At 71.0% G+C, this 21,482-nt stretch carries 19 protein-coding genes; 8 read left to right on the top strand and 11 right to left on the bottom strand.

All coding sequences use genetic code 11. The features are described from left to right. The first annotated feature begins 49 nt into the window (after positions 1–49). Both FVE25_RS46140 and FVE25_RS46135 read left to right on the top strand, forming a co-directional pair. Positions 50–532, top strand: a complete 483-nt coding sequence (locus FVE25_RS46140; RefSeq protein ID WP_246268523.1) for a MarR family winged helix-turn-helix transcriptional regulator — start codon at positions 50–52, stop codon at positions 530–532. 158 nt (positions 533–690) lie between these two features. Then, positions 691–2,319 (top strand): TlrC/CarA/OleB/SrmB family ABC-F type ribosomal protection protein, encoded by a 1,629-nt coding sequence (locus FVE25_RS46135; protein ID WP_157253876.1) that lies wholly within the window; start codon positions 691–693, stop codon positions 2,317–2,319. Between the two features lie 516 nt (positions 2,320–2,835). On the opposite strand, the gene FVE25_RS46130 is transcribed toward FVE25_RS46135, so the two are convergent. The 5 genes from FVE25_RS46130 to FVE25_RS46110 form a co-directional block, all read right to left on the bottom strand. Beyond that, positions 2,836–7,617 (bottom strand): DNA repair ATPase, encoded by a 4,782-nt coding sequence (locus tag FVE25_RS46130; RefSeq protein WP_157253875.1) that lies wholly within the window; start codon positions 7,615–7,617, stop codon positions 2,836–2,838. A 4-nt stretch (positions 7,618–7,621) separates the two neighbouring features. Then, positions 7,622–9,706 carry an SPFH domain-containing protein gene (locus FVE25_RS46125; protein WP_157253874.1) on the bottom strand — a complete coding sequence of 695 codons (2,085 nt, stop codon included), beginning with the start codon at positions 9,704–9,706 and terminating at the stop codon, positions 7,622–7,624. Continuing rightward, positions 9,706–10,266, bottom strand: a complete 561-nt coding sequence (locus FVE25_RS46120) for an OB-fold-containig protein (RefSeq protein WP_246268522.1) — start codon at positions 10,264–10,266, stop codon at positions 9,706–9,708. The genes FVE25_RS46125 and FVE25_RS46120 overlap by 1 nt, the downstream gene beginning before the upstream one ends. 169 nt (positions 10,267–10,435) lie before the next feature. After that, positions 10,436–10,930, bottom strand: a complete 495-nt coding sequence (locus tag FVE25_RS46115; RefSeq protein ID WP_157253873.1) for a DUF1269 domain-containing protein — start codon at positions 10,928–10,930, stop codon at positions 10,436–10,438. A 47-nt stretch (positions 10,931–10,977) separates the two neighbouring features. Then, entirely contained in the window at positions 10,978–11,163 is a 186-nt protein-coding gene (locus FVE25_RS46110) for a hypothetical protein (RefSeq protein ID WP_157253872.1), read from the bottom strand. Between the two features lie 100 nt (positions 11,164–11,263). On the opposite strand from FVE25_RS46110, the gene FVE25_RS46105 reads away from it, so the two are divergent. After that, the gene (locus FVE25_RS46105; RefSeq protein WP_246268521.1) at positions 11,264–12,187 is read left to right on the top strand and encodes an NADP-dependent oxidoreductase; all 924 of its coding nucleotides are present in this window, start codon (positions 11,264–11,266) and stop codon (positions 12,185–12,187) included. 43 nt (positions 12,188–12,230) lie between these two features. Here the strand turns inward: FVE25_RS46105 and FVE25_RS46100 are convergent, their stop codons facing one another. Further along, positions 12,231–12,740 (bottom strand): CGNR zinc finger domain-containing protein, encoded by a 510-nt coding sequence (locus tag FVE25_RS46100; protein ID WP_157253871.1) that lies wholly within the window; start codon positions 12,738–12,740, stop codon positions 12,231–12,233. Positions 12,741–12,828: 88 nt separating this feature from the next. On the opposite strand from FVE25_RS46100, the gene FVE25_RS46095 reads away from it, so the two are divergent. Together FVE25_RS46095 and FVE25_RS46090 are read left to right on the top strand one after the other, a co-directional pair. Next, positions 12,829–13,683 (top strand): alpha/beta fold hydrolase, encoded by an 855-nt coding sequence (locus FVE25_RS46095; RefSeq protein WP_157253870.1) that lies wholly within the window; start codon positions 12,829–12,831, stop codon positions 13,681–13,683. 5 nt (positions 13,684–13,688) lie between these two features. Continuing rightward, a complete protein-coding gene (locus FVE25_RS46090) occupies positions 13,689–14,192 on the top strand; it encodes an HPP family protein (protein WP_157253869.1) in 504 nt (167 codons plus the stop codon). 2 nt (positions 14,193–14,194) lie between these two features. Here FVE25_RS46090 and FVE25_RS46085 read toward each other — a convergent pair whose 3' ends face one another. From FVE25_RS46085 to FVE25_RS46075, 3 genes are read right to left on the bottom strand one after another with little or no spacing between them, the layout of a single operon-like run. Continuing rightward, positions 14,195–15,118, bottom strand: coding sequence for an aminoglycoside phosphotransferase family protein (locus tag FVE25_RS46085; RefSeq protein WP_157253868.1), 924 nt, complete (start codon positions 15,116–15,118; stop codon positions 14,195–14,197). A gap of 7 nt (positions 15,119–15,125) precedes the next feature. Next, positions 15,126–16,004 (bottom strand): 1,4-dihydroxy-2-naphthoyl-CoA synthase, encoded by an 879-nt coding sequence (locus FVE25_RS46080; RefSeq protein WP_157253867.1) that lies wholly within the window; start codon positions 16,002–16,004, stop codon positions 15,126–15,128. A gap of 10 nt (positions 16,005–16,014) precedes the next feature. After that, entirely contained in the window at positions 16,015–16,527 is a 513-nt protein-coding gene (locus FVE25_RS46075; RefSeq protein ID WP_157253866.1) for a PadR family transcriptional regulator, read from the bottom strand. 75 nt (positions 16,528–16,602) lie between these two features. On the opposite strand from FVE25_RS46075, the gene FVE25_RS46070 reads away from it, so the two are divergent. After that, the gene (locus tag FVE25_RS46070; RefSeq protein WP_157253865.1) at positions 16,603–17,163 is read left to right on the top strand and encodes a hypothetical protein; all 561 of its coding nucleotides are present in this window, start codon (positions 16,603–16,605) and stop codon (positions 17,161–17,163) included. On the opposite strand, the gene FVE25_RS46065 is transcribed toward FVE25_RS46070, so the two are convergent. Further along, complete coding sequence (locus FVE25_RS46065) at positions 17,154–17,489, bottom strand: ArsR/SmtB family transcription factor (protein ID WP_157253864.1); 336 nt, start codon at positions 17,487–17,489, stop codon at positions 17,154–17,156. The two genes, FVE25_RS46070 and FVE25_RS46065, sit on opposite strands and share 10 nt — an antisense overlap. A gap of 87 nt (positions 17,490–17,576) precedes the next feature. Here FVE25_RS46065 and FVE25_RS46060 point away from each other — a divergent pair, with 87 nt between their 5' ends. Continuing rightward, entirely contained in the window at positions 17,577–17,744 is a 168-nt protein-coding gene (locus FVE25_RS46060) for a DUF3073 domain-containing protein (protein WP_157253863.1), read from the top strand. A 170-nt stretch (positions 17,745–17,914) separates the two neighbouring features. Here FVE25_RS46060 and FVE25_RS46055 read toward each other — a convergent pair whose 3' ends face one another. Then, a complete protein-coding gene (locus FVE25_RS46055) occupies positions 17,915–18,835 on the bottom strand; it encodes an NADP-dependent oxidoreductase (RefSeq protein ID WP_157253862.1) in 921 nt (306 codons plus the stop codon). Between the two features lie 77 nt (positions 18,836–18,912). Here FVE25_RS46055 and FVE25_RS56630 point away from each other — a divergent pair, with 77 nt between their 5' ends. Then, positions 18,913–21,471 carry an AAA family ATPase gene (locus tag FVE25_RS56630; RefSeq protein ID WP_181019929.1) on the top strand — a complete coding sequence of 853 codons (2,559 nt, stop codon included), beginning with the start codon at positions 18,913–18,915 and terminating at the stop codon, positions 21,469–21,471. Positions 21,472–21,482 lie beyond the last annotated feature (11 nt).

The raw sequence follows: 21,482 nt of genomic DNA, 5'->3' as shown, positions 1-21,482 counted from the left end.
GTGATAACCTTTCGTTCGGTCGAACGAAATATATTTCAGGAGGAAAGCCGTGTCCAGCGATATTTCGGATAACCGAAAGAATCTTCTCGACGCGCTCGGCTGGGCGGGGCGGGAGAGCAGCAACGCCGCGGTGATGTACCACACGGCGATGAGCGCGCTGCTCGGGCTCGGCGTGACCGAATGGAAGGCCCTCGACCTGCTGCAACGCCGTGGCCCGCTGACCGCCGGCGAGCTCTCGCAACACACCGGGCTCGCGCCCGCCTCCGTGAGCGGGCTGGTCGACCGCCTGGAGGCCAAGTGGATGGTGCGCCGGATACGCGACCTCAAGGACCGGCGGCGGATCATCGTCGAGATCAACCCCGACCAGTTCGCCTCACCCGAGGCGGTGGCGGTGTTCGAGCCGCTGATGCGCGGGCTGGCCGAGCTCTACGACACCTACACCGACGAGCAACTCGAGCTGATCCTCGACTACCTCACCAAGGCGGCGGCCGTGCAGAGGGAGGCGACCGCGATCCTCACTTCGTCGACATAACGGTCTTGACAGAACCCAGATTTTGCCCCAACCTACTCCGCATGGGTTCCCTGTGATTCTCGCACCGGCCGCGTAGAGCGCTGCTCCGCGTCCGTCCCGCCATCGATCTCCTTTCGTTTCGATGCGGCATTGTGCCGAGAATCGGAGGTGGCCGCTTTATGCGTACCGCCCAACTTTCCCTCGCCGGCATCACCAAGCGTTACGACGACCGCGTCGTCCTCGACCAGGTCTCCTTCACCGTCAAACCCGGCGAGAAGGTCGGCGTCATCGGGGACAACGGCTCCGGCAAGTCCACCCTGCTCAGGGTGATCGCCGGAGTCGAGCCGGCCGACAACGGCGAGCTGACCGTCGTCGCGCCCGGCGGCACCGGCTACCTGCCCCAGGCGCTCGACCTGCCCGCCGGCGCCACGGTCGCGGACACGATCGACTGGGCGCTGCGCGACCTGCGGGACCTCGAATCCCGCATACGCGCGGCCGAAGCCGACCTGCCCGGCGCCGGACCCGCGGAACTCGCGGCCTACGGTGAGCTGATCGCCGCCTACGAAGCCCGCGGCGGCTACGACGCCGACGCCCGCGTCGAGATCGCCCTCCACGGCCTCGGCCTCCCCGGCCTGGACCGGACCCGGCCTCTCGGCACGCTCTCCGGAGGCGAACGCTCCCGCCTGGCCCTCGCCGCCACACTGGCCGCCCGCCCCGAACTGCTCCTGCTCGACGAGCCCACCAACGACCTGGACGACCAGGCCGTGGCCTGGCTCGAAGAGCACCTGCGGGCACACCGGGGCACGGTCGTGGCCATCACCCACGACCGGGTGTTCCTGGACCGGATCACCTCCACCATCCTGGAGGTCGACCAGGCCCGGGTACGCCGCTACGGCAACGGCTACACCGGCTACCTCACGGCCAAGGCGGCCGAACGGGCGGCATGGGCGCTGGCACACGAGGAATGGAAGAACGAGCTGGCCCGCCACGCCAACCTCGTCACCGCCAACGCCTCCCGCCTCGGCGCCATCCCGCGCAAAGCCATCCTGGCCAACATGGGCACCGGCGCCTGGCGCGCCCGCTCCCGGGTCCACGGCGCCATGAGCCGCATCCGCCAGTCCAACCAGCGCCTGGAACACCTGCGCGCCAACCCCGTCCCGCCCCCGCCCGACCCCCTCCGCTTCACCGCGAGCGTGACCGCCCTCGGTGAGGTACGGCAGGCGCCCGTGGCCGAGCTGACCGGAATCCACGTCTCCGGCCGGCTCACCCTGGACTCCCTGCGCATCAGGCAGGGAGAACGCCTGCTGGTGACCGGGCCCAACGGCGCCGGCAAAAGCACGCTGCTCCAAGTGCTCGCCGGCGACCTCACCCCGGACGCCGGCACCCTGCGGCGCCCCGGCAAGGTCGGCTACCTGCGACAGGAGGAACGCCCCATCCGTCCCGGCCAGACGGTGCTGCGCGCCTACGCGGAAGGCCGGCCGGGCAGCCTGGACGACCACGCGGACGAACTGCTGTCCATGGGCCTGTTCCGGCCCGAGGACCTGCGGCTGCGGGTTGGCCAGCTGTCCTACGGCCAGCGGCGCCGCATCGACGTGGCCCGCCTGGTCAGCTCCCCGGTCGACCTGCTCCTGCTGGACGAGCCGACCAACCACCTGTCACCGCTGCTGGTGGAACAACTGGAGGAGGCCCTGTCGGAGTACCGGGGCGCCCTGGTGATCGTCACCCACGACCGCCGCATGCGCACCGCCTTCCAGGGCTCCCACCTCCACCTCCACCAGGGCCACCCCACCACCCTCCAAGCCGCCTGACCCGGCCCCCCGGGCCGCCTGCCCGGCCCGGGGGGTACCCGGCGGTAGCCGAGGCGTGGGCTGGCCGGGCGTGGGTGCGGGGCCCGGCCGGGTGTGGGCCCGACCAGGTGTGGCGCCCGGTCGGGGTGCGGGACCCGGCCAGGTGTGGCGCCTGGCCGGGGTGTGGGGCCTGCCCGGATGGAAGGTCAGCCGGTTTGGAAGCAGCGCGACGCCCACCGGGGCACCACAATGCGGGTGTCCCATGCCCGCGGGGTCCTGCATGCGTGCGACACCCACCGAGGCGCCGCAGGAGGGCGTCCAATGCCCGAGGGGCATCGCATGCGGGTGTGCCGCGCTCACCTGGGCACCGCAGGACGGTGCCCCACGTCCGAGGGCACCGTGCGGCAGGCACCGTGCGGCACGCGCCGAGTGACAGGCGCCGAGTGACAGGCGCCGAGTGACAGGCGCCGTGCGGGCGGGCACCGTGCGGCAGGCGTCGTGCGAGAGGTGCCGTGCGAGGGGTGCCGTGCGAGAGGGTTATTGGCTGTCTGGGTCGGGGGTGGATTGGCGGATGGCGGTGCTGATGTCGGTGACGCGGTCGGCCAGGAGGCCGATGGCGCCTACGGCTCGGGTCATGGGGTCGTCCTCGGCTCCGCCCAGCGCGCGGGAGCGCAGGTAGGCCGATTTGATCTGGGCCCAGCGTTCCGCCTCCGCCGGGGTGAGGCGGCCGCGGAGTTCGGCCAGTTTCAGGAGGTTGGCTTCGGCGTCCGAGGTCAGGGTCTGGGCCTCGCCCACGTAATGGTCGTCGATCACCGCCTCCAGTTCGGCGTCGTTCATGGCGGGCACGATGCGCTCGGCCAGTTTGTTCATGTTGCGGTAGGAGCCCTGCAGTTTGTAGGGCGGTTCGGTGCGGGCGTCGTCCGACTGGGCGGCCGAGGCGATGTACGCCTGGTTGTTGGCCAGCACGACCTCCTGGACGCGCAGGAGTTTGCCCAGCACGGACAGGATCTGGTCCAGCTCGACCTTGGAGTACGGGTGCTTCAACTGGTCGGCGCGGACCGACTGGTCGCCGCGGGCCAGCCGTACCAGGAGCTCGACGTCGGCCCGGTCACGGGTGGACAGGGGCGCGAGCACGGGGTTGGAGGTGAGGGCGTTATCCACGTAGCTCAGCGCGAACAGTTCGTCCCGGCCGGACAGCACGTCGCCCAGGTTCCACACGTCGGCCCGGTTGGCGAGCATGTCGGGGATGCGGAAGCGTTTGCCGGACTCGGTGTAGGGGTTTCCCGCCATGCAGACGGCGAAGCGTTTGCCACGCAGGTCGTAGGTGCGGGTGCGGCCGTTCCACACGCCTTCGATGCGGCGCTGGGCGTCGCACAGCGAGATGAACTTCTGCAGCAGCTCCGGTGAGGTGTGCTGGATGTCGTCCAGGTAGAGGAGCGTATTGTTGCCGGTCTCCAGGGCGAAGGAGATCTTCTCCACCTCCTGCCGGGACGTCGCGTCGGGCGCCTCCTCGGGGTCCAGGGAGGTCACCGCGTGTCCGAGGGCGGGGCCGTTGACCTTGACGAAGACCAGGCCCAGGCGGCTGGCGACGTATTCCATCAGGGTCGTCTTGCCGTAGCCGGGCGGGGAGATGAGCAGCAGGAGGCCCATCTGGTCGGTGCGTTTGCCGGATCCGGCCGCGCCGAGCTGCTTGGCCAGGTTGTCGCCGATGAGCGGCAGGTAGACCTCGTCGAGCAGGCGGTTGCGCACGAAGGCACTCATGACCTTGGGTTTGTACTCCTCCAGCCGGAGCCGTGAGCGCTCGGCCGCCACCAGCTCCACCCGCCGCTTCTGGTAGGCGCGGAAGGCCGGCACGCGTTCGGTGGCGAAGGTCCGGGTGCGGGTCAGGACCTCGTCGAGGCGGATGGGGAGCTTGCGGTCGGCGATGCGCGGATGGGCGCCCAGCAGGCCGTCCGCCTCCGCGACCACCGAGGCGCTGGAGTCGTAGCGGGGCAGGTCGGCGCAGAGCTGCAGGGCGATGGCCTCGGGCAGCTCGGGGGACTGGTCGAAGGCGCCCAGCCAGGCTTCGGCCAGCTGGATGCGGGCCGGGAGCTCCAGCGCCTTCAGGTCGTCTTCGAAGGCGCGGTGCTGGGCCGGGCCCAATTGGGCGCGGAAGGCGTCGGCCAGCGTGCGGGCGGCCTTGCTGGTGACGAAGCCGGTCGAGGGGGTGGCCAGCTCCTCCACGAGGTATTCGGCGGCTTCCCCGGCCACGTGCTCGGGCGCGGTGATCAGGGCGGCGAGTTCCGCGGCCAGACCGGCCGCGGCGTCCCTGCGGCCGAACGCCGCGCGGGCCCGGACCAGGGATGACGCTCTGGTGGTGAATGTTTTACGTGAAACCTCGGAGGTTTCGAAGGTCCAGAAGAGCTGGGCCGCCGCCCGGGCGGCCGGGGAGTAGCGGAGCAGTCCGGCGCCGTCGCGCAGGCGGATCAGCGTATCGAGGATGAGCGTGGCGTCGTGGTCGTGGACGCCGCGCTCGTAGCCCTCGTCGTAGCGTTCCTCGGCGGCCCGCCGGACCAGATCCGCCAGGTCGGCGCCCGGGGGGACGGTGTCGAGGAGGGAGGCGGCGAGGTGCTCGGCGCGGTAGACGTCGGGGGTTTCCGAGACCAGGAGCTGGTCCCAGAAGGGGCGGGTGTCGGCGAAGGAGCCGGGGACCGGGGCGCGGTAGTCGGTGCCGGTGATGGCGAAGTGCAGGGCGCCGTCGTGGGGCACCAGCGTGAGGTCGATCGGCTGGGTGTTGACGGCGAAGCGGTGCCGGCCCAGCCGCAGCGTCTCGCCGCCTTCGTCGAACAGGTCGAGGCGGTCGCGCAGGGCACGGCCGGCCTCCTGCTGGGCGGACTTGATCCGGCCGTCCAGCTCCTCCGCGCGGACCGGGTCGCCCAGGGCGCGGAGTTCGGCCGAGACCGAGCGCAGCTTGGCCACCATCGGGTCGGTGGCGAAGTAGGTGTTGACCTCGTCCAGCGAGGCCAGCGTGGACACCCGCCTGGCGACGCTGGACAGGATGCGTTCGGCCGAGGCGAAGACCCGGTCGGCGCGGCGGGCGCGCTCGTCGAGCTGGCTCTGCTTGCGGGCGGAGAACGCCTCGTAGACGTCCTCGCGCTTGGTGGTGAGCTGGGCGGCGAAGTCGTCGAACTCGCCGAAGCGGGATTCGAGGTTTTCGAGCTGGAGCATGAGGCGGCCGAGCTGCTCGTCGCAGCGCTCGGGGGTGTCGGCCATGGCCAGCGCGCCGGTGATCGCCTGGCCGAGCAGCGCGAACTCGGCGGCGAAGGCAGCTCTGCCCTCGGTGGCCTGGAGTTCCTTGCGCCTGCCGTCCAGCACGGCGCGGGCGCGGTTGACCTCGCCCAGCACCTCGGCGATGCGCTCCAGGATCGAGGTGCGCACGGTGGCGTCGGCGATGTCGAGCGAGCCGACCACCTCGGTGACGACCTCGAGCCCCTCGGCCTGCGCGGCCAGGCGCTCGGCCACCGGGGCGGCGTCGGCCACGCTGGCGATCGCCGCCGCGTCGGCGGCCAGGCGGCCGACCGCCTCGTGGTAGCCGGTGAAGGCGTCCTGGCCGCGTAGGAACTCCACCGCCCGCGAGCCGGTGTCCTTGAGCTCGGCGGCCAGTTCGCCGGAGAGCGTGTCGAGTGCGCCGAGGTCGACGTAGCGGACCTCGCGCAGCGTCACCAGCCTGCCCTGGGCCCGCCGGAGCGTGGCCAGCAGGCTGACCCACGCGTCGGCGGTCGCCGGCAGGTCGCCCCGGGCCTGCCGTACGAGCTGGGTGGTCTCCCCGGCGGCGGTGGCCAGCGCGGCGGCGGCCTGGGCGGTGAGCTGCTCGACGTTTTCGTACTCGTCGAGCACCTGCTCGGCGGTGGCGCGGACGTCGGCCAGCGGCTCGCGCAGGCCGTGCTCGCCGAGCCAGTGGTAGTGGTCGGCGGCCCGCGTGCAGGCGGCGATCAGCGCCTCGAAGGTGGCGGCCGAGGGCGCCATCTCCTCGACCATGCGCGCCACGGACAGGGCGTCGGAGATGCCGCGCACCAGCTCGGCGTTGCCGATGCGCTCCAGCGGGCCGGTGCCGGTGGGCTGGGCGGCGGCGTAGGTGTCGGAGACGTACGGCGTCTGCCACACCTGCATCGGGTGGACCCGGGTGGGCTCGTCGGAGACGGCCCGGAAGACCACCATCGTGCCGTCGTCGAACAGGCTGAACCCGTGGCACGGGATGGGGTTGGCCACCTCCTTCCTGATCACGTTGTACGGCAGCAGCAGCGAGCGGCCGTCGCCCCGGGCGTGGAAGACGTAGAGGACGTCCTCCCCGTTGGGCGAGCGGACCACGCGCTCGAACTCGAGGTCGGTGACGTCGGTGTCGAAGGTCTTGCTGGCCCCGGTGGCGAGGTAATAGCCGCCGGGGAAGATCAGCCCCTGGTCCTCGGGCAGCCGCTGGCACGCCTGGCCGATGCCGTCGAGCCGGACGACCGCCTTGGTACGGGTGTTGAACACCAGGTGGCGCCAGTCGGGCTCCTTGTAGGGGCGGATGCGCAGCAGGATGAGCGGCCCCACCCGGGCGTAGGAGACGTCGGCGTCGGCCAGCGACTGCAGCGCCTCGGTGACCGGCTCGTTGTAGATGCCGTGGCCGCTCTCGGTGTTGTCCTCGACCTTGATGGTGAGGTCGCCGCCGACGGTCTCGACGAAGACCTCGCCCTCGATGGAGATGTGGGGATGGCGGCCGAGGACGTGGTCGTCGCGGGTGGTGGGGATCCACTCGAAGTCGTGGGAGGGCGGGAAGACGTGGTCGCGCTCGCCGCGGTTGTCGAGATATTTGCCGGACAGGTCCCAGCGCAGGACCTTGGTGTCGCTCGGCCCGGCCTGGAAGACGGCCAGCAGCTTGCCCTCGACCCGGCGCAGGGTGTGCAGGCGCGTCTCCTTGTAGTACCGGTACAACTCGGCGAAGTCCTTCCGGAACGCGGGGTCGGTGAGCGCACCCCACTGTGCCGGATCGAAGCGGAAGGATTCGCCGTCACGCGTGAACCTGTGGACGGCGAACACGTCGTCCACAGCCGTCTCCGGCTTGAGCCCGATGAAGACGTTGTAGCCGAAGACCATCACCTCGCCCACCGAGACGATGTCCCGGGGCACGCAGTTGTTCTCGGTCCTGATCCGCTCGGTGCCCAGCAGGGTGAGCTCGGCGCCGCCGAAGACCTTCAGCCGTTCGGCGTTGACCGTCTCGGCGGCCTGCGCCAGCACCTTGGCCTGCGCCTGGAGCCGGTTTCTGAGCACCTCATAGGTGCCCGCCTCTAGGTCCGCCACGGCCTCAGACCTTCAGCGCGGCGACCGAGGAGTCGGCCACGCCGAGCCTGCGCGCGGTCTCCAGCAGCTCGTTGAGCTTGCCCTCCGGGCCGCCGCTCTGGATGAGCTGCATGAGCAGCGCCGAGACGGTGATGTTCTTGAGGTCCTCGGTGCGCACCCCGCCGAGGACGGCCGCGAGGTCCGCGGGCAGGCTCGCCGTCCCGTTCAGGTACGGCTCGGCCAGCGTCCTGGTGATGGCCGAGTGCTCCACGAACCCGTCGACCGCCTTGCCCGCGGTGATCGAGCCGACGACCTTGTCGAAGAACATCGTCTCCCCGCCCACGATGTCGATGTCGGCCTTGGCCAGGCCGGCCGCCAGCACGCTGGCCTGCGACTCGGCGACCTGCGCCTGCACCTCGATGCGCTTGAGGTGGATCTCCTTGTCGGCCTCCAGCCGCAGGCGGTACTCCTCGTGCGCCCGCGACGCCTCGTCGAGCGCGGCCAGCGCGGCGGCCTTGTCGGTCAGACCCTCTGCCTCGGCCTTGAGCTTCTCGCCCACCGCGGCGGCCTCGGCGAGGGCGAGCGCCTGCTCGCCTTCCGCCCTGGCCTTGAGCCTGTCGCCTTCGACCAGCGCCATCGCCTTGGCGCCGTCGGCCTCGGCGCGCAGCCGCTCGCTGAGCACCAGCGCCTCGGCGCGGCCGACCTTCTCGATCGCCTCGGCGTCGCGCTCGCGCACCTGCACCTCGGCCAGGCCGGCCGCGGCCGTCTCGGCCTGGATGCCCTCCGCGAGCCGGATCTTGGCGCGGGCGTCGAGGTCGGCGGCCTGCTGGCGGGCCTCGGCGAGCACGAGTTCCTCGCGGGCCCGGAACTTCGAGGCGGCTTCCGCGGCCTCGGCGGCCTTGATGTCCTTGACCAGGTTCTCCTGGGCCTCGGCCTCGGCGGCGATGATCGTGGTCTGGCGCAGGCGCTCGGCCTCCTCGACCGCGCGCAGCCGCTTGATGTTCTCCTCCTGCTCGGCGACGGTCTTCTCGACCGCGATGCGCTCGCGCACGACCTCGGCGATCGAGCGCTTCTCGGTCTCGACCTCCTTGTCCTTGGCGATGCGGGTCAGCTCGGTCTCGCGCTCGCGGGCGATGACCTCGAGCATGCGGTCCTTCTCGATCCGCTCGGTCTCGATCGCGATGACGCGTTCCTTGTTCTTCTCGGCGACGGCCACCTCGCGGGCGCGGTTCTCGTTGTGGACGCCGAGCTGCTCGTCGGTCTTGATCTGGGCGGCCTGCGCCTTGAGCCGCTCCTCGGCCTGGACGCGGGTGGTCTCGGCCTCCTCGCGGGCGCGGGTGGTCTCGATCTCGCGCTTCTGCTTGATCTCGGCGTCGGCCTGGCGGCGCTGCAGCTCCAGGATGGCCTCGCGGGCGTCGACGTTCTGCCGGGTGATCTCCTTCTCCTCGGCGCGCTGGAACTCGTTGGTCCGCACGTGCTCGAGGGCCGTGAGCTCGGTGATCTTGCGGATGCCCTGCGCGTCGAGGATGTTGGACTTGTCCAGCGCGGCCAGCGGCGTCTGCTCCAGGTAGTCGATGGCGGCGTCCTCGAGGCTGTAGCCGTTGAGGTCGGTGCCGATGAGGCGGACGATCTCGTCGCGGAACTCGTCGCGCTTGGTGTAGAGGTCGACGAAGTCGAGGTGCTTGCCGGCGGTCTTCAGCGCCTCGGAGAACTTGGCGTTGAACAGTTCTTGCAACGTTCCTTCGTCGCTGGCGCGGGCGGTGCCGATGGCCTGGGCCACCTTGATGACGTCCTCGGCGGTCTTGTTGACCCGGACGAAGAACGTGATGCGGATGTCGGCCCTGATGTTGTCGCGGCAGATCAGGCCCTCGCGGCCGGACCTGACGATCTCCATGGTCTTCACCGAGATGTCCATGATCTCGGACTTGTGAATGACGGGCAGCACCACAGCGCCGGTGAACGTCACGTCGACCCGGTTGATCTTGGAAATGATCAGTGCCTTGCCCTGCTCGACCTTGCGGAACAGGCGGCTGATGACGACCAGGAGGGCGATGACGACAAGGAGGGCTACGGCCAGCGCGATGGCGAGGCCGGTGGAGATGACACCCATCAGTGATCCCTTTCGTAGGGCATGACCAGGAAGATTTCCCCGTCGGGGGAATAGTCGAAGATGAGGGCGTTGTCGCCGCGGGCCAGGCGGTCGTCTCCGGTCGTCCTGACCTGGATGACGGCAGAGGACCCGTCGGCGGCGGTGACCTCGGCCTGGCCGAAGTCGGGGGTGGCCTGTCCGGTGCGGATGACGCAGTGCCGGCCGACGAAGTCGTGCCGCGAGGGCGCGCGGTCGTCGGGATACAGGCGGCGCAAGGGGCTGACCAGCAGGCGGGCGCCGGACCAGCCGCCGGCCAGGGCCACGATGAGCACGGCGAGCTGAAGGGGCAGCCCGGTCACCAACTGCCCGCCGATGAGGCTGAGCAGCCAGCCGAGGACGATCACGATGGACAGCGTGGCTCCGGCGGGCACGCCGGCCAGTCCGAGCCAGGAGGCGTCGACGTCATCGAGGTCCAGCAGCCCGGTCAAGGCGGCTATCCAGTAGCCGATCACGACCACGAGCAGAAAGCTGAAGAGGACAGTCGGAAATCCCAGCACGGCGTGTAAGAACTCGGTCATCATCCCCCTGATCGAACTCCCCCGGATCGGACTATATACAGATAAAGACGAAGTAAAGCGGAAAGTTCCGGACTTGGGCAGGTTTGCGGTGTCGTCCACACGAGGGAGCGACACGCACACGCGAGAAGGAGCGACCGGAACCGCTCCGGTCGCTCCTTCGAGGCGCAGGTGCTCAGGTCTGTCTGGCCGCAGCCACGGTCTCCTTGAGGTGCTTCTCGTCCTCGGTGCTGAGCGAGGTCTTGATGATCTCGCCACCGTACGGCGCGACCTGCTCGATGACCTTGTCCGGCGTGCTCTGGACGACGAGCAGGAAGAGGGCGGCGGTGCCGGGGGCCATCTTCTCCCCGAGTTCCTTCATGAAGTCGTCGTTGACGCCGACGTCGGTGAGCGCGCCCCCGGCGGCGCCCGCCGCCGCGCCCAGCGCCATGCCCAGCAGGGGCATGAAGAACAGCAGGCCGATCAGCCCGCCCCAGAGCGCGCCGCCTGCCGCGCCGATGCCCGTGGTGCTGGTGACCTGGTGCAGCTTGATCTTGCCGTCGTCCTTGCGCTCGACGATGGCGGCGTCCTCGAGCGTGATGAGGTTCTGCTTCTGCAGCTCGAACAGGCGGTCGCGGACGGTCTCGGCCGTGGTGACGTCCGGGTAGCTGACGACGATGAGGTTGCTCATACTTTCCCCCGATTCGTTATGAGCCCTCACCGATAGTACACAGGCCCTCACGCCAGGTCGGATGCCTCCCACTCGTGGCAGGGCTGCAGGCCGTGGTGGTGGAAGATCAGGCCGACCATCTTGCGCGTGGCGGGGTTGTGCACGCCCTGACCTGTGGGTCCGCAGGGGCACTCGTGGGATTCCTCGTGGCCGATGGCATCGTCGAGGGGCCTGACGTGGACGATCTTCTGCATGGTCGCTTGCCCTTCCTTTGGCGGGAAGTTTAAGCGATTTGTCCGGATTTATCTGCACGGATTGACCTCAATCATGATTGAGGTTGCATGCTTCTGTGCCATGAGCGATGTGATGAAGGCGGCCGCCTTCGCCGAGTTCGGCGGCCCCGACGTGTTGAAGGTCATGGAACTGCCCGCGCCGCAGGCGGGCCCCGGCGAGGTCAGGGTCCGGGTGAAGGCCGCCGGGGTGCAGCCGTACGACACGGCGGTGCGCGCGGGCTGGACGCCCCAGGGCGCGGAGACGCCGCTGCCGCGCATCCCCGGCAACGAGTTCGCCGGGGTGGTCGACCAGGTGGGCGAGGGCGTGACCGGGGTGGCGATCGGCGATGAGGTGCTGGGGTTCACCATGCTGAACGCCTACGCCGAGTACACCGTGGTGCCCTACACCTCGGTGGCGCCCAAGCCCGCCGGGCTGGCCTGGGAGGTGGCCGGGGCGCTGACCGCCGGCGTGCAGACCGCCGAGATCGCGATCGACAACCTGGCCATCCGGCCCGGAGACACCCTCTTGATCCACGGGGCCGCGGGCTCGGTGGGCGGCGCCGCCGTACAGATCGCCAGAAAGCGCGGCGCGAAGGTCATCGGCACCGCCCGCGCGGTCAACCACGCCTACCTGCGCGAGCTCGGCGCCGTTCCGGTGGAGTACGGCCCCGGCCTGGCCGACCGGGTGCGGGAACTGGCCCCGGAGGGCGTCACCGCGGTCCTGGACGGCGCCGGTCGCGAGGCCCTGGACGTCTCCCTCGAGCTGGTGGCCGACCGCGACCGCATCCTCACGTTGTACGAGCACGAGAAGGCCCCCAAGCTCGGCATCCGGACCACGGTGGGCGAGCGGCTGGCCGAGCGCCTGGGCCGCTACGCCCAGGAGGTCGCCGACGGCACCTTCCGCTTCCACATCCGCCGCACCTACCTGCTGTCCGAGGCCGCCGACGCGCACCGCGAGATGGAGACCGGCCACGGCCGCGGCAAGATCGCCATCGTCGTTCCCTGACCCCCTCCGCGACGAAGGGCCCGCCGTCCGCGCGGGCCCTTCGTCATGCGCCCCGGTGCCGCTCGTTGAAACGCCCGACCTTGGCGCGGTTCCCGCACGACTCCATCGAGCACCAGCGCCTGCTGCCGTTCTTGCTCACGTCGAGGAACCACAGGATGCAGCGCGGGTTGGCGCAGTGCTTGACCCGGTCGGGCCGCTCGCCCATCACACGCACGAGGTCGGCCGCGGCCACCCAGGCCGCCTGCCGGGCGCGCTCCTCCACCACCACCACCTGGTACGGCCCGGCCGCCCCGACCTGGGGCCGCACGCTGCCGTGGGCCAGCACCGCGTTGAGCCTTTCGTGACCCCGGCCTTCGAGCGCGTCGCGCATGGCCGCCCGCGCCTCGGCCAGATGCTCACGCGCCGCCGCCCCGCCGGGCAGCCCGTGGTCGGCGAGCCACGCCTCGACCCCCTCCGGCGAGTCGAACTGGTCGAGCACCTCCCCATGCTGCACCCAGGTGGTGTCCACCAGGTCCAACCCCACGGGTTCCCCGCGTAGCGGCCGGATCTTCATCCTAACCCCTCAAACCGATTTGACTGGTTAACCCTGACCATGCTATCACTTAACCGGCAAAGAGATTTTTACCGGTTAAGGAGTAGGCATGCGTTACCGCACCGCGGTCGTCGAGGGGCTGAACGTCTTCTACCGGGAGGCCGGCGACCCGTCAGCCCCCACGCTGGTCCTGCTGCACGGCTTCCCGACCTCGTCGATCGCCTATCAGGAGCTGATCACCGAACTGGCCGACGAGTTCCACCTGATCGCCCCCGACTACCCGGGCTACGGCCACAGCGACGCCCCGGCCGCCGACCAGTGGGAGTACACCTTCGACCACCTGGCCGACATCGTGGACGGGCTTCTCGAATCCCTCGGCGTCGACCGCTACGCGCTCCACGTGCACGACTACGGCGCACCCGTGGGCTTCCGCCTCGCCCTGCGCCACCCCGAGCGTGTCACCGGCATCGTCAGCCAGAACGGCAACGCCTACGACGAGGGCCTGACCCCGTTCTGGGAGCCGATCCGGGCCTACTGGGCCGAGCCGTCCAAGGAGAACGGCGACGCCCTGCGCTCCATGCTGACCAGGGACGCCACCCACTGGCAGTACACCCACGGCGTCCCCGACGCCTCCCTGGTCAATCCCGACAAGGAGGCGTTCGACCAGGCGCTGCTCGACCGGCCGGGCAACCAGGAGATCCAGCTCGCGCTCTTCCTGGACTACGGCACCAACCCCGGCCACTACCCGGCCTGGCAGGAGTACCTGCGCACCCATCAGCCGCCGGTTCTGGCGATCTGGGGCCGCAACGACCAGATCTTCGGGCCGGACGGCGCCCGCGCCTACGCCCGGGACGTGAAGGACGCCCGCATCCATCTGCTCGACGCCGGGCACTTCCCGTTCACCACCCGGCTGCGGCAGAGCGCGGCCCTGATCCGCGACTTCCTGCGCTCGCTGTCGGACTGACGCCGATGACACCGCTCAAGACGCCGGCGCCGCAACCCAAGGCGCCGGTGCCACCGCTCAAGAACGTGGTGACCGCGACCACGGCGGCCCTCGCCGGGCTCCTGCTGCTGGCCGGGATCACCACCGCCACCGGGCTGGCGTTGTTCGCCCTGCCGTTCGCGGCCTCGGCGGGCATCGTGGCGCTGGCACCGGGGGTGCCGTTCGCGCAACCGCGCAGCATCGTGCTCGGGCACCTCACCGCCACGGCGCTGGCCCTCGTCATCGTCGCGGTGGCCGGGCCGTCGGTGTGGGCGGCGGCCGTGGCCGCCGCCCTGTCCACGGCGCCGATGATGCTGCTCAGGGCCCCGCACCCGCCCGCGGCCGCCACGGCGGCGCTGGTCGGGCTCACCGCGCCGGAGCCGCTCTACCTGCTGAACCCGGTGCTCCTGGCCAGCGTCGTCGTGATCGCCGGCGGGGTGGTGCTCGGGAAGGTGTTGCCGGGGCACGCCTACCCGAGCACCTGGAGGTGACCTCAGAGGCGCGGGCGCAGCGCCTCGCCGATCGCGAGCTGGTCCTCGTCCAGTTCGGTCTCGCCGTCCTGGATGTCCCACAGCGCGTTCTGCAGCAGCCGGCCGTACGTCCAGCCGGCCGCGCGGCGCGGGTCGAGCGCGAGCCGGTCGACCATCAGGTCGAACCTCTTGCGCACGGCCCGGTGCACGTCACCGGTGGCGACCAGGTCGTCCCAGCGGTTGTCCAGGGCGGGCCACAGGTCGAAGCCCGGGTCGCCGGCCAGCGGCTTGGGGTCGATGGCCAGCCACGGCTCGCGCCCGGCGGCCAGGACGTTCTCGAAGTGCAGGTCCCAGTGGAGCAGCCGGTCGCCGGGCTCGTCGGCCAGCTCGGCGACCACCGCGCCCATGGTGGTGAGCCAGGTCCGGTCGCCGTCCTTCTCCAGCTTCGCCACGGCCGCCGGAATCTCGGCGAGCATGTCCCCGGCGATGTCGGCCAGGCGCCGCATGCCGGGCGGCGCCTGGTGCTCCACCAGGCGGGCCAGCAACTCGGTGAGGATGGTCAGCGCCTTGGTGTCGTCGGGGACGTCGGCCAGCGAGCGCCCGCCGTCCAGCCGTTCGAGCAGCAGGGTGCCGGTGGACGGGTCCTCCCGGAGCAGCCGGACGATGCCGTCGCCGTCCCAGGTCTTCAGGCCCATCGCCTCGGTGGCGTTCTCGTCGTTGACCGGCTGCAGCTTGAGCGCCGCCGGCGTGCCGTCGGCGCGCACCACGGGCAGCACCAGGGAGACGTAGCCGTGCATCGAAGACCCGTCGGGTCTCAGATCCCACGCGTCCAGATAGCGTGCGGCCAGCGCAGGCAGGCCGGCGATCCAGGTGGGGCCGCCCTCCTCGCCTTCGCCGATCTCGTCGTGGTTGGCGATGAGCTTGCTGGGTACTTCGATCTTCGTCACGAACGTCCTAGAAGTGCCAGGGGAAAGGCGACCAGTCGGGCTCGCGCTTCTCCAGGAAGGAGTCGCGACCCTCCGCCGCCTCGTCGGTCATGTACGCCAGCCGGGTCGCCTCACCCGCGAAGACCTGCTGTCCGACCAGGCCGTCGTCGATGAGGTTGAAGGCGTACTTCAGCATGCGCTGGGCGGTGGGCGACTTGCCATTGATTTTCCCGGCCCACTCCAGAGCCGTGCTCTCCAGCTCGGCGTGCGGCACGACGGCGTTGACCATGCCCATCCGGTGGGCGTCCTCGGCGGTGTAGGCGTCGCCGAGGAAGAAGATCTCCCGGGCGAACTTCTGCCCGACCTGGCGGGCCAGGTAGGCCGAGCCGAACCCGCCGTCGAAGCTGGCCACGTCGGCGTCGGTCTGCTTGAAGCGGGCGTGCTCGCGCGAGGCCAGGGTGAGATCGGCCACCACGTGCAGGCTGTGGCCGCCGCCCGCCGCCCAGCCGGGCACCACGCAGATGACCACCTTCGGCATGAAGCGGATGAGCCGCTGGACCTCGAGGATGTGCAGGCGGCCGGTGGCGGGGGTGCCGTCGGCGTACTGGTAGCCGTCCTTGCCGCGGATGCGCTGGTCGCCGCCGGAGCAGAACGCCCAGCCGCCGTCCTTGGGTGAGGGGCCGTTGCCGGTCAGCAGCACGCAGCCGACGTCGGTGCTCTGCCTGGCGTGGTCGAAGGCCGTGTAGAGCTCGTCGACGGTCTGGGGGCGGAAGGCGTTGCGCACTTCGGGGCGGTTGAACGCGATCCGGACCGTGCCCTGGTCGACGGCGCGATGGTAGGTGATGTCGGTGAAGTCGAAGCCGTCGACTTCCTTCCACGCCTTGGGATCGAACAGCTCGGAGACCATGCCGCCGAGCCTAACGGATCTGTTCTTCGGCCCATTCGGCCCACTCCTGCTGGGTCCTGGAGAAGCGCAGGCCCCACTCCAGGGCGAGCCGGCCGTACGTGGAGAGGTTGTCCGTGCCGCTCCCGATGCGCTCGCGGATGCCCTCCAGGTGCTCCTGGTACTTGCGCCCGATCGCGGCCTGGTCGCGGATGTAGGAGCGCGCCTGCTCGGGGTCGACCTGGGCCAGGAAGAAGACCCGCAGCAGCATGTCGTTCCGCAGGGGTCTGGTGGGCTCCACCTCGAGCATCCATCGCCGCAGCTCGGCGAGCCCTTCGTCGTTGAGGGCATACTCCTTGCGGCCGCGCGGCCCCTCGGCGGAGACGCTGATGAGCCCGGCGTCGGCGAGCTTGCTCAGCTCGCCGTAGAGCTGGCTCTGCGTGGCCGGCCAGACGTTGCTCAGCGAGGCGTCGAAGAGCTTGAGCAGGTCGTATCCGCTCGCGGGCCCCTCGGTGAGCAGGCCCAGGACTGCATGGCGAAGACTCATATTCCTATGTTGACATATCTCGAGAGAAGGTTCTACTTTCGACAGGTCTAATGTGGAATGTCGAAGGAGTCACAGATGCCCGGCCTGCTGGGATTCGCACCCTGGATCGTGTACGCCATCATCGCGACCAGTGACGAATGGCGATGGGGCGCGATCGTCGGCCTCGCCACGGCGCTGCTGCTGGTCGCCAAGGACAAGATCAAGGGCAGGGCCTGGGACGAGATGGTCATCGAGGCCAGCGCCGCCGTCTTCTTCGCCATCATCACGGTGATCTCGCTGGCCGCCCCGCACTCCCCGCTCATGCTGTACGGCCCGGCCCTGGTGAACCTCTGGCTGGCCGGGACCGCATGGGGCTCGCTGGCCATCCGCAAGCCGTTCACCATGGGCATCGCCAAGACCATGGCGCCGCCGGAGATCCACGCCCTGCCGGCCTTCTACAAGGTCAACGCCGTCATCACCGCGGTCTGGGCCGGCGCGTTCACGATCGCCGCGGCCGCGCTGACCTGGGTCATGAGCGTGGCGCCGCACGCGACCGCCCTGGTCATCACCATCAAGGCGGTCACGTTCGCGGCCCCTGCGGTGTTCACGGCCTGGTACCCCAAGCGCGTGCAGGCGAGGTTCGCGGCTCAGCCGTGAGATTCCGCCCTCAGCTCGGCCAGCAGCTCGCCCTGGTCCACCAGCATCTCGGTGAGAATGCGGCGCACCGCGTCGAGCAGATCGGCCAGCTCCGGTGTGGCCAGGGAGTACACGACGGTACTCCCCTCCCTGGCCGCGCTCACGACCCCGGCCCTGCGCAGGACCGCCAGTTGCTGTGACAGGCTCGAGGCCTCGATGTCGATCTGGGCCAGGAGGTCCCGGACCGGAAGTGGCCCCTCCTGGAGAAGTTCCAGCACCCTTATGCGAGCGGGGTGGCCGAGCGTCCTGAAGAAGTCGGCCTTTGCCTGGTAGAGCGGGACGGGCATGCTTCCAGGCTAGTCCAGCGCAGTTGCATAATTGTTCAAGTCGCAATGTCGTTGGTTAGGATGACACCCGGGGAATAGGGAGTTGCCATGGGCCGAGGAAGACAGAAGGCGAAGCAGACCAAGGTCGCTCGCGAGTTGAAGTACACCAGTCAGCACATCGACATCGACGCGCTGCGCAGGGAGTTGTCCTCCGACGCGTCGGGTGACGACAACCCCGCCACGCCGCACGACCAGGAGTCCGAGCACGCGCGTTGAGCGCGCCTGGACGTCGGCACGGGGTTGGAACGGGCGTGAAAGTGCCCCGCCGGGCACGGGCGTGACAAGAGACCCGTCGTGATACGGCGGGCGGGAAAGTGCCGTGCGTGAGCCGCCTGGGAAGGGTCCGGGCGGCGATGCGCGGCTTCTCGCGTCTCCGGACCACGGAGCTAGATCTCGATCACCGTCTTGCCGCGGGACAGCCCCGCCTTGTTCCGGTCCAGGGCCGCCGGGGCGTCCCGCAGGGACACCAGGTTGTCGATCCGGACCAGGAGCTTGCCCGCGTCGATCAGGTCGGCGACGAGCGTCAGGAGTTCGGCGCCGGCCTTGTTGTTGAGGTTGACGCCGACGATCTCCCTGGCCGCCAGCGCCTCCGGGTCGGCGGAGAAGAGCGTGGTGGCCACCGTGCCGCCGGGCCGTACCGTCTGGGCGAGCTCGGTCAGCGCGACCGGGTCGGCGCTGACCACGTCGAGCACCGCGTCGATGCCGCCCGGGTGGAGCGCGAGCACCTGCTCGGCCACCGGGCGCAGGGTGTGGTCGACCAGTTCCGCCGCGCCGAGCCTGCGCATGTGCTCGGCCATGTCGGCGGTGGCCGTGGCGATCACCGTCGCGCCCGCGCCGACCGCGAACTGCACCGCCTGCTGGCCGACGCCGCCCGTGGCCCCGGAGACCAGGACGATCTGGCCGGGGATCACCTTGGCCGTTTCGACCAGGTTGTAGGCGGTCGTGGTGGCGATCGGCACCGCCGCCGCCTGCGAGAAGATCATGCCTTTGGGCATCGGGGCGAGGACCGGGGTGGCCAGGGCGTAGTCGGCGTAGCTGCCGCGGAACTGGCCGTAGACCTCGTCGCCGGGGCGGAACGTGGTCACCGCCGGGCCGACCTTGTCCACGACGCCGGCGCCGTCGATGCCGAGCACGAGCGGGAAGTCCTGTGCGGACGTGCGGAAGGAGCCGTCGGCGATCTTCCAGTCGATGGGATTGAGACCCGCGGCGTGGAGCCGGACGAGGACGTCGTCGGGTCTCGGGGCCGGGATGGGCAGGGTCATCAGCTCGGGCTCTTGGCCGAAGCCGGAGATGGCGATGGCACGCATGTCCAGATTTATGCCCTTGTGACCGGTTTGCCAATCTGAGGAGAGGACACCCGGCGGGACCGGTTACCCTCTCCGTCGTGCTTTACGGGCGTGTGACGGAGATGGCGGAGATCGAGCGGCTGTTCGCGGTGGCCCGCGACGGCGGCAGCGGCGTCCTGGTGGTCCGCGGCGAGCCGGGCGTCGGCAAGACCGCCCTGCTCGACCAGGCGCGGCAGGAGGCCGCCCAGGGGTTCCTGGTCCTGCGCGGAGCCGGGGTCGCGACCGAGTCGGAGCTGCCCTTCGCCGCCCTGCACCAGATCCTGCGCCCCCTGCTCGACCGCCTCGACGACCTGCCCGAGCCGCAGGCCGCGGCGATGCGGACGGCCTTCGGGCTGGCGACCGGCGGGGTGGCCGACCGGTTCATGATCGGGCTGGCCACGCTGACGCTGCTGGCCGACAACGCCCCGCTGCTCTGCCTGGTCGACGACGCGCAGTGGCTGGACCGGGCCTCGGCCGAGGCCCTGCTGTTCACCGCCCGCCGCCTGCACGCCGAGGGCGTGGTCGTGCTGGCCTCCGCCCGGGACGACGCGGCGCTGGCGGGCCTGCCGGAGCTCAGGGTCGAGGGGCTGGACCGGACGGCCGCCCTGGAACTGCTGGACGGAAGCGTGCCCGGCCTGCCGCCGCATGTCAGGGACCGCGTGGTCGAGGAGTCGGGCGGGAACCCGCTGGCCCTGCTCGAACTGCCCGCGGCGGCGGCCGGAGAGCCGGGCCCGCTGCCGCTGCCGCGCCGCCTGCAGGAGGCGTTCGAGAAACGGATCGCCGGGCTGCCCCCGCAGGCGCGCAGCGCGCTCGTGGTGGCGGCCGCCGCGGACTCCGGCGAGCTGGGCACGATCCTGGCGGCGACGCGGGAGCTGGGGCTGCCCGACGACGCCCTGGCCCAGGCCGAAGGGCTGGTCACGGTCAGGGGGGCGACCGTGACGTTCCGGCATTCGCTGACCAGGGCCGCCGCCTACCAGGGCGCCGGGTTCATCGAGCGGCTGGCCGTACACAAGGCGCTCGCGCGCACCGCGACGGACCCGGACCGGCGGGCGTGGCAGCTGGCCGCGGCGGCCACCGGGCCGGACGAGGAGGCGGCGGCGGGGCTGGAGGCGGCGGCCGGGCGGGCGCGGGAGCGGACCGGGTACGCCTCGGCGGCGGCCGCGCTGGAACGCGCGGCGCATCTGACACCGGATCCGGAGCGGAGGCTGCGGCGGCTGACCGAGGCGGCGCAGGTCGCGGCGGACGCGGGCCAGAACGGGCGGGCCGGCGCGCTGGTCGGGGAGGCGCTGCTGCTGACCGCCGACCCGGACGCGCTGGCGACACTGCGGGCCAAGGTCGCCTTCGAGGACGGCGACGCGCAGGCGGCGTACACGATCCTGATCGAGGCGGCCGTCCGCGCGGGGGGAGAGGAGCGCACCCGGCTGCTCGCCGACGCGGCGCGGGCGGCCTGGACGCTGGCCGACCCGGACGGCATGCGGCGCGTGCACGAGCTGCTGGGCGCCATGCCCGGGCAGGAGGCGCTGGCGGCGGCCATCGGCGGGGCGGCCGAGCTGATGTCCGGCGACCCGGGCGAGGGGCTGCGGATCCTGCGCGCGAACGTCGCCGCGATGCCCCAGCGGCGCGCGGGCATGGTCGGCGAGCGGCTGGCGACGGTCATGGTGGACTTCTTCGGCGGCGACTTCGCCCGATCGCACGAGACGATGCGGGTGCTGGCCGCCGAGTTCCGGCGGCGCGGCATGATCGGCTGGCTGGCCGGGGTGCTGGGACCGCTGGCCGAGGCGGAGTTCTTCCTGGGCCGCTTCCACGAGGCGGCGGCCACGGTGGACGAGACCGTCCGCATCGCGAGGGACACCGGCCAGCGTCAGCGCGAGGTCCACGCCCGCGGGCTGCTCGCGCTGCTGGCGGCGGTGCGCGGGGAGGAGGCCGGCGGCGAGGGCGAGTGGGCCGATCGGGCCGGCGCGCTGCTGGAGCTCGCCCGCGGTCACTTCGGGCCCGCCCTGGAGCGCATGGAGCAGCTCGCCGGGGACAACCACGCGCTCTACTTCGTCCCCGACCAGGTCGAGGCGGCGGTGCGCATGGGCAGCCCGGACCGGGCGGCGGCGCCGCTGGACCGGTTCGAGCGCTGGGCGCGGGCCGCCGGACGGCCGTGGGCCGAGGCGGCGCTGGCCCGCTGTCACGCGCTGCTGGCCGAGGAGCCGGAGCCGTACTTCGCGCTGGCCGTACGCGAGGACGAGCGGCCGTTCGAGCAGGCGCGCAGCCGGCTGCTGTTCGGCGAGTGGCTGCGCCGCGAGCGGCGCAAGGCCGAGGCGCGCACTCAGTTGCGGGCCGCGCTGGAGACGTTCGAGAGCGCGGGCGCGCGCCCGTGGGCCGAGCACGCCCGCAACGAGCTGCGCGCGGCGGGCGAGAGCGGCGCGCAGGCGGCGCCGGACGCGCTGGCCGCCCTCACCCCGCAGGAACTCCAGGTCGTACGGCTGGCCGCGACGGGCGCCACGAACAAGGAGATCGGCGCCCAGCTCTTCCTGAGCCCGAAGACCGTGGGCCATCACCTGTACCGGGCCTTCCCGAAGCTGGGCGTATCGACGAGGACGGAGCTGGCCAGGTTGCTCGGCCCGAGTTAATGCTGTGGCGA

The organism is Nonomuraea typhae (assembly GCF_009760925.1).
Lineage (GTDB): Bacteria > Actinomycetota > Actinomycetes > Streptosporangiales > Streptosporangiaceae > Nonomuraea > Nonomuraea typhae.
Note: the sequence above shows the minus strand (reverse complement) of the source record. Positions and strands in the feature narration are given on the sequence as shown.

Excerpts from the sequence above, each read along its gene's own strand:
- FVE25_RS46135 (WP_157253876.1), top strand. The coding sequence starts at position 691 with ATGCGTACCGCCCAACTTTCCCTCGCCGGCATCACCAAGCGTTACGAC.
- FVE25_RS46125 (WP_157253874.1), bottom strand. The coding sequence starts at position 9,706 with ATGGGTGTCATCTCCACCGGCCTCGCCATCGCGCTGGCCGTAGCCCTC.
- FVE25_RS46120 (WP_246268522.1), bottom strand. The coding sequence starts at position 10,266 with ATGATGACCGAGTTCTTACACGCCGTGCTGGGATTTCCGACTGTCCTC.
- FVE25_RS46115 (WP_157253873.1), bottom strand. The coding sequence starts at position 10,930 with ATGAGCAACCTCATCGTCGTCAGCTACCCGGACGTCACCACGGCCGAG.
- FVE25_RS46110 (WP_157253872.1), bottom strand. The coding sequence starts at position 11,163 with ATGCAGAAGATCGTCCACGTCAGGCCCCTCGACGATGCCATCGGCCAC.
- FVE25_RS46105 (WP_246268521.1), top strand. The coding sequence starts at position 11,264 with ATGAGCGATGTGATGAAGGCGGCCGCCTTCGCCGAGTTCGGCGGCCCC.
- FVE25_RS46100 (WP_157253871.1), bottom strand. The coding sequence starts at position 12,740 with ATGAAGATCCGGCCGCTACGCGGGGAACCCGTGGGGTTGGACCTGGTG.
- FVE25_RS46095 (WP_157253870.1), top strand. The coding sequence starts at position 12,829 with ATGCGTTACCGCACCGCGGTCGTCGAGGGGCTGAACGTCTTCTACCGG.
- FVE25_RS46090 (WP_157253869.1), top strand. The coding sequence starts at position 13,689 with ATGACACCGCTCAAGACGCCGGCGCCGCAACCCAAGGCGCCGGTGCCA.
- FVE25_RS46080 (WP_157253867.1), bottom strand. The coding sequence starts at position 16,004 with ATGGTCTCCGAGCTGTTCGATCCCAAGGCGTGGAAGGAAGTCGACGGC.
- FVE25_RS46075 (WP_157253866.1), bottom strand. The coding sequence starts at position 16,527 with ATGAGTCTTCGCCATGCAGTCCTGGGCCTGCTCACCGAGGGGCCCGCG.
- FVE25_RS46070 (WP_157253865.1), top strand. The coding sequence starts at position 16,603 with ATGCCCGGCCTGCTGGGATTCGCACCCTGGATCGTGTACGCCATCATC.
- FVE25_RS46065 (WP_157253864.1), bottom strand. The coding sequence starts at position 17,489 with ATGCCCGTCCCGCTCTACCAGGCAAAGGCCGACTTCTTCAGGACGCTC.
- FVE25_RS46060 (WP_157253863.1), top strand. The coding sequence starts at position 17,577 with ATGGGCCGAGGAAGACAGAAGGCGAAGCAGACCAAGGTCGCTCGCGAG.
- FVE25_RS46055 (WP_157253862.1), bottom strand. The coding sequence starts at position 18,835 with ATGCGTGCCATCGCCATCTCCGGCTTCGGCCAAGAGCCCGAGCTGATG.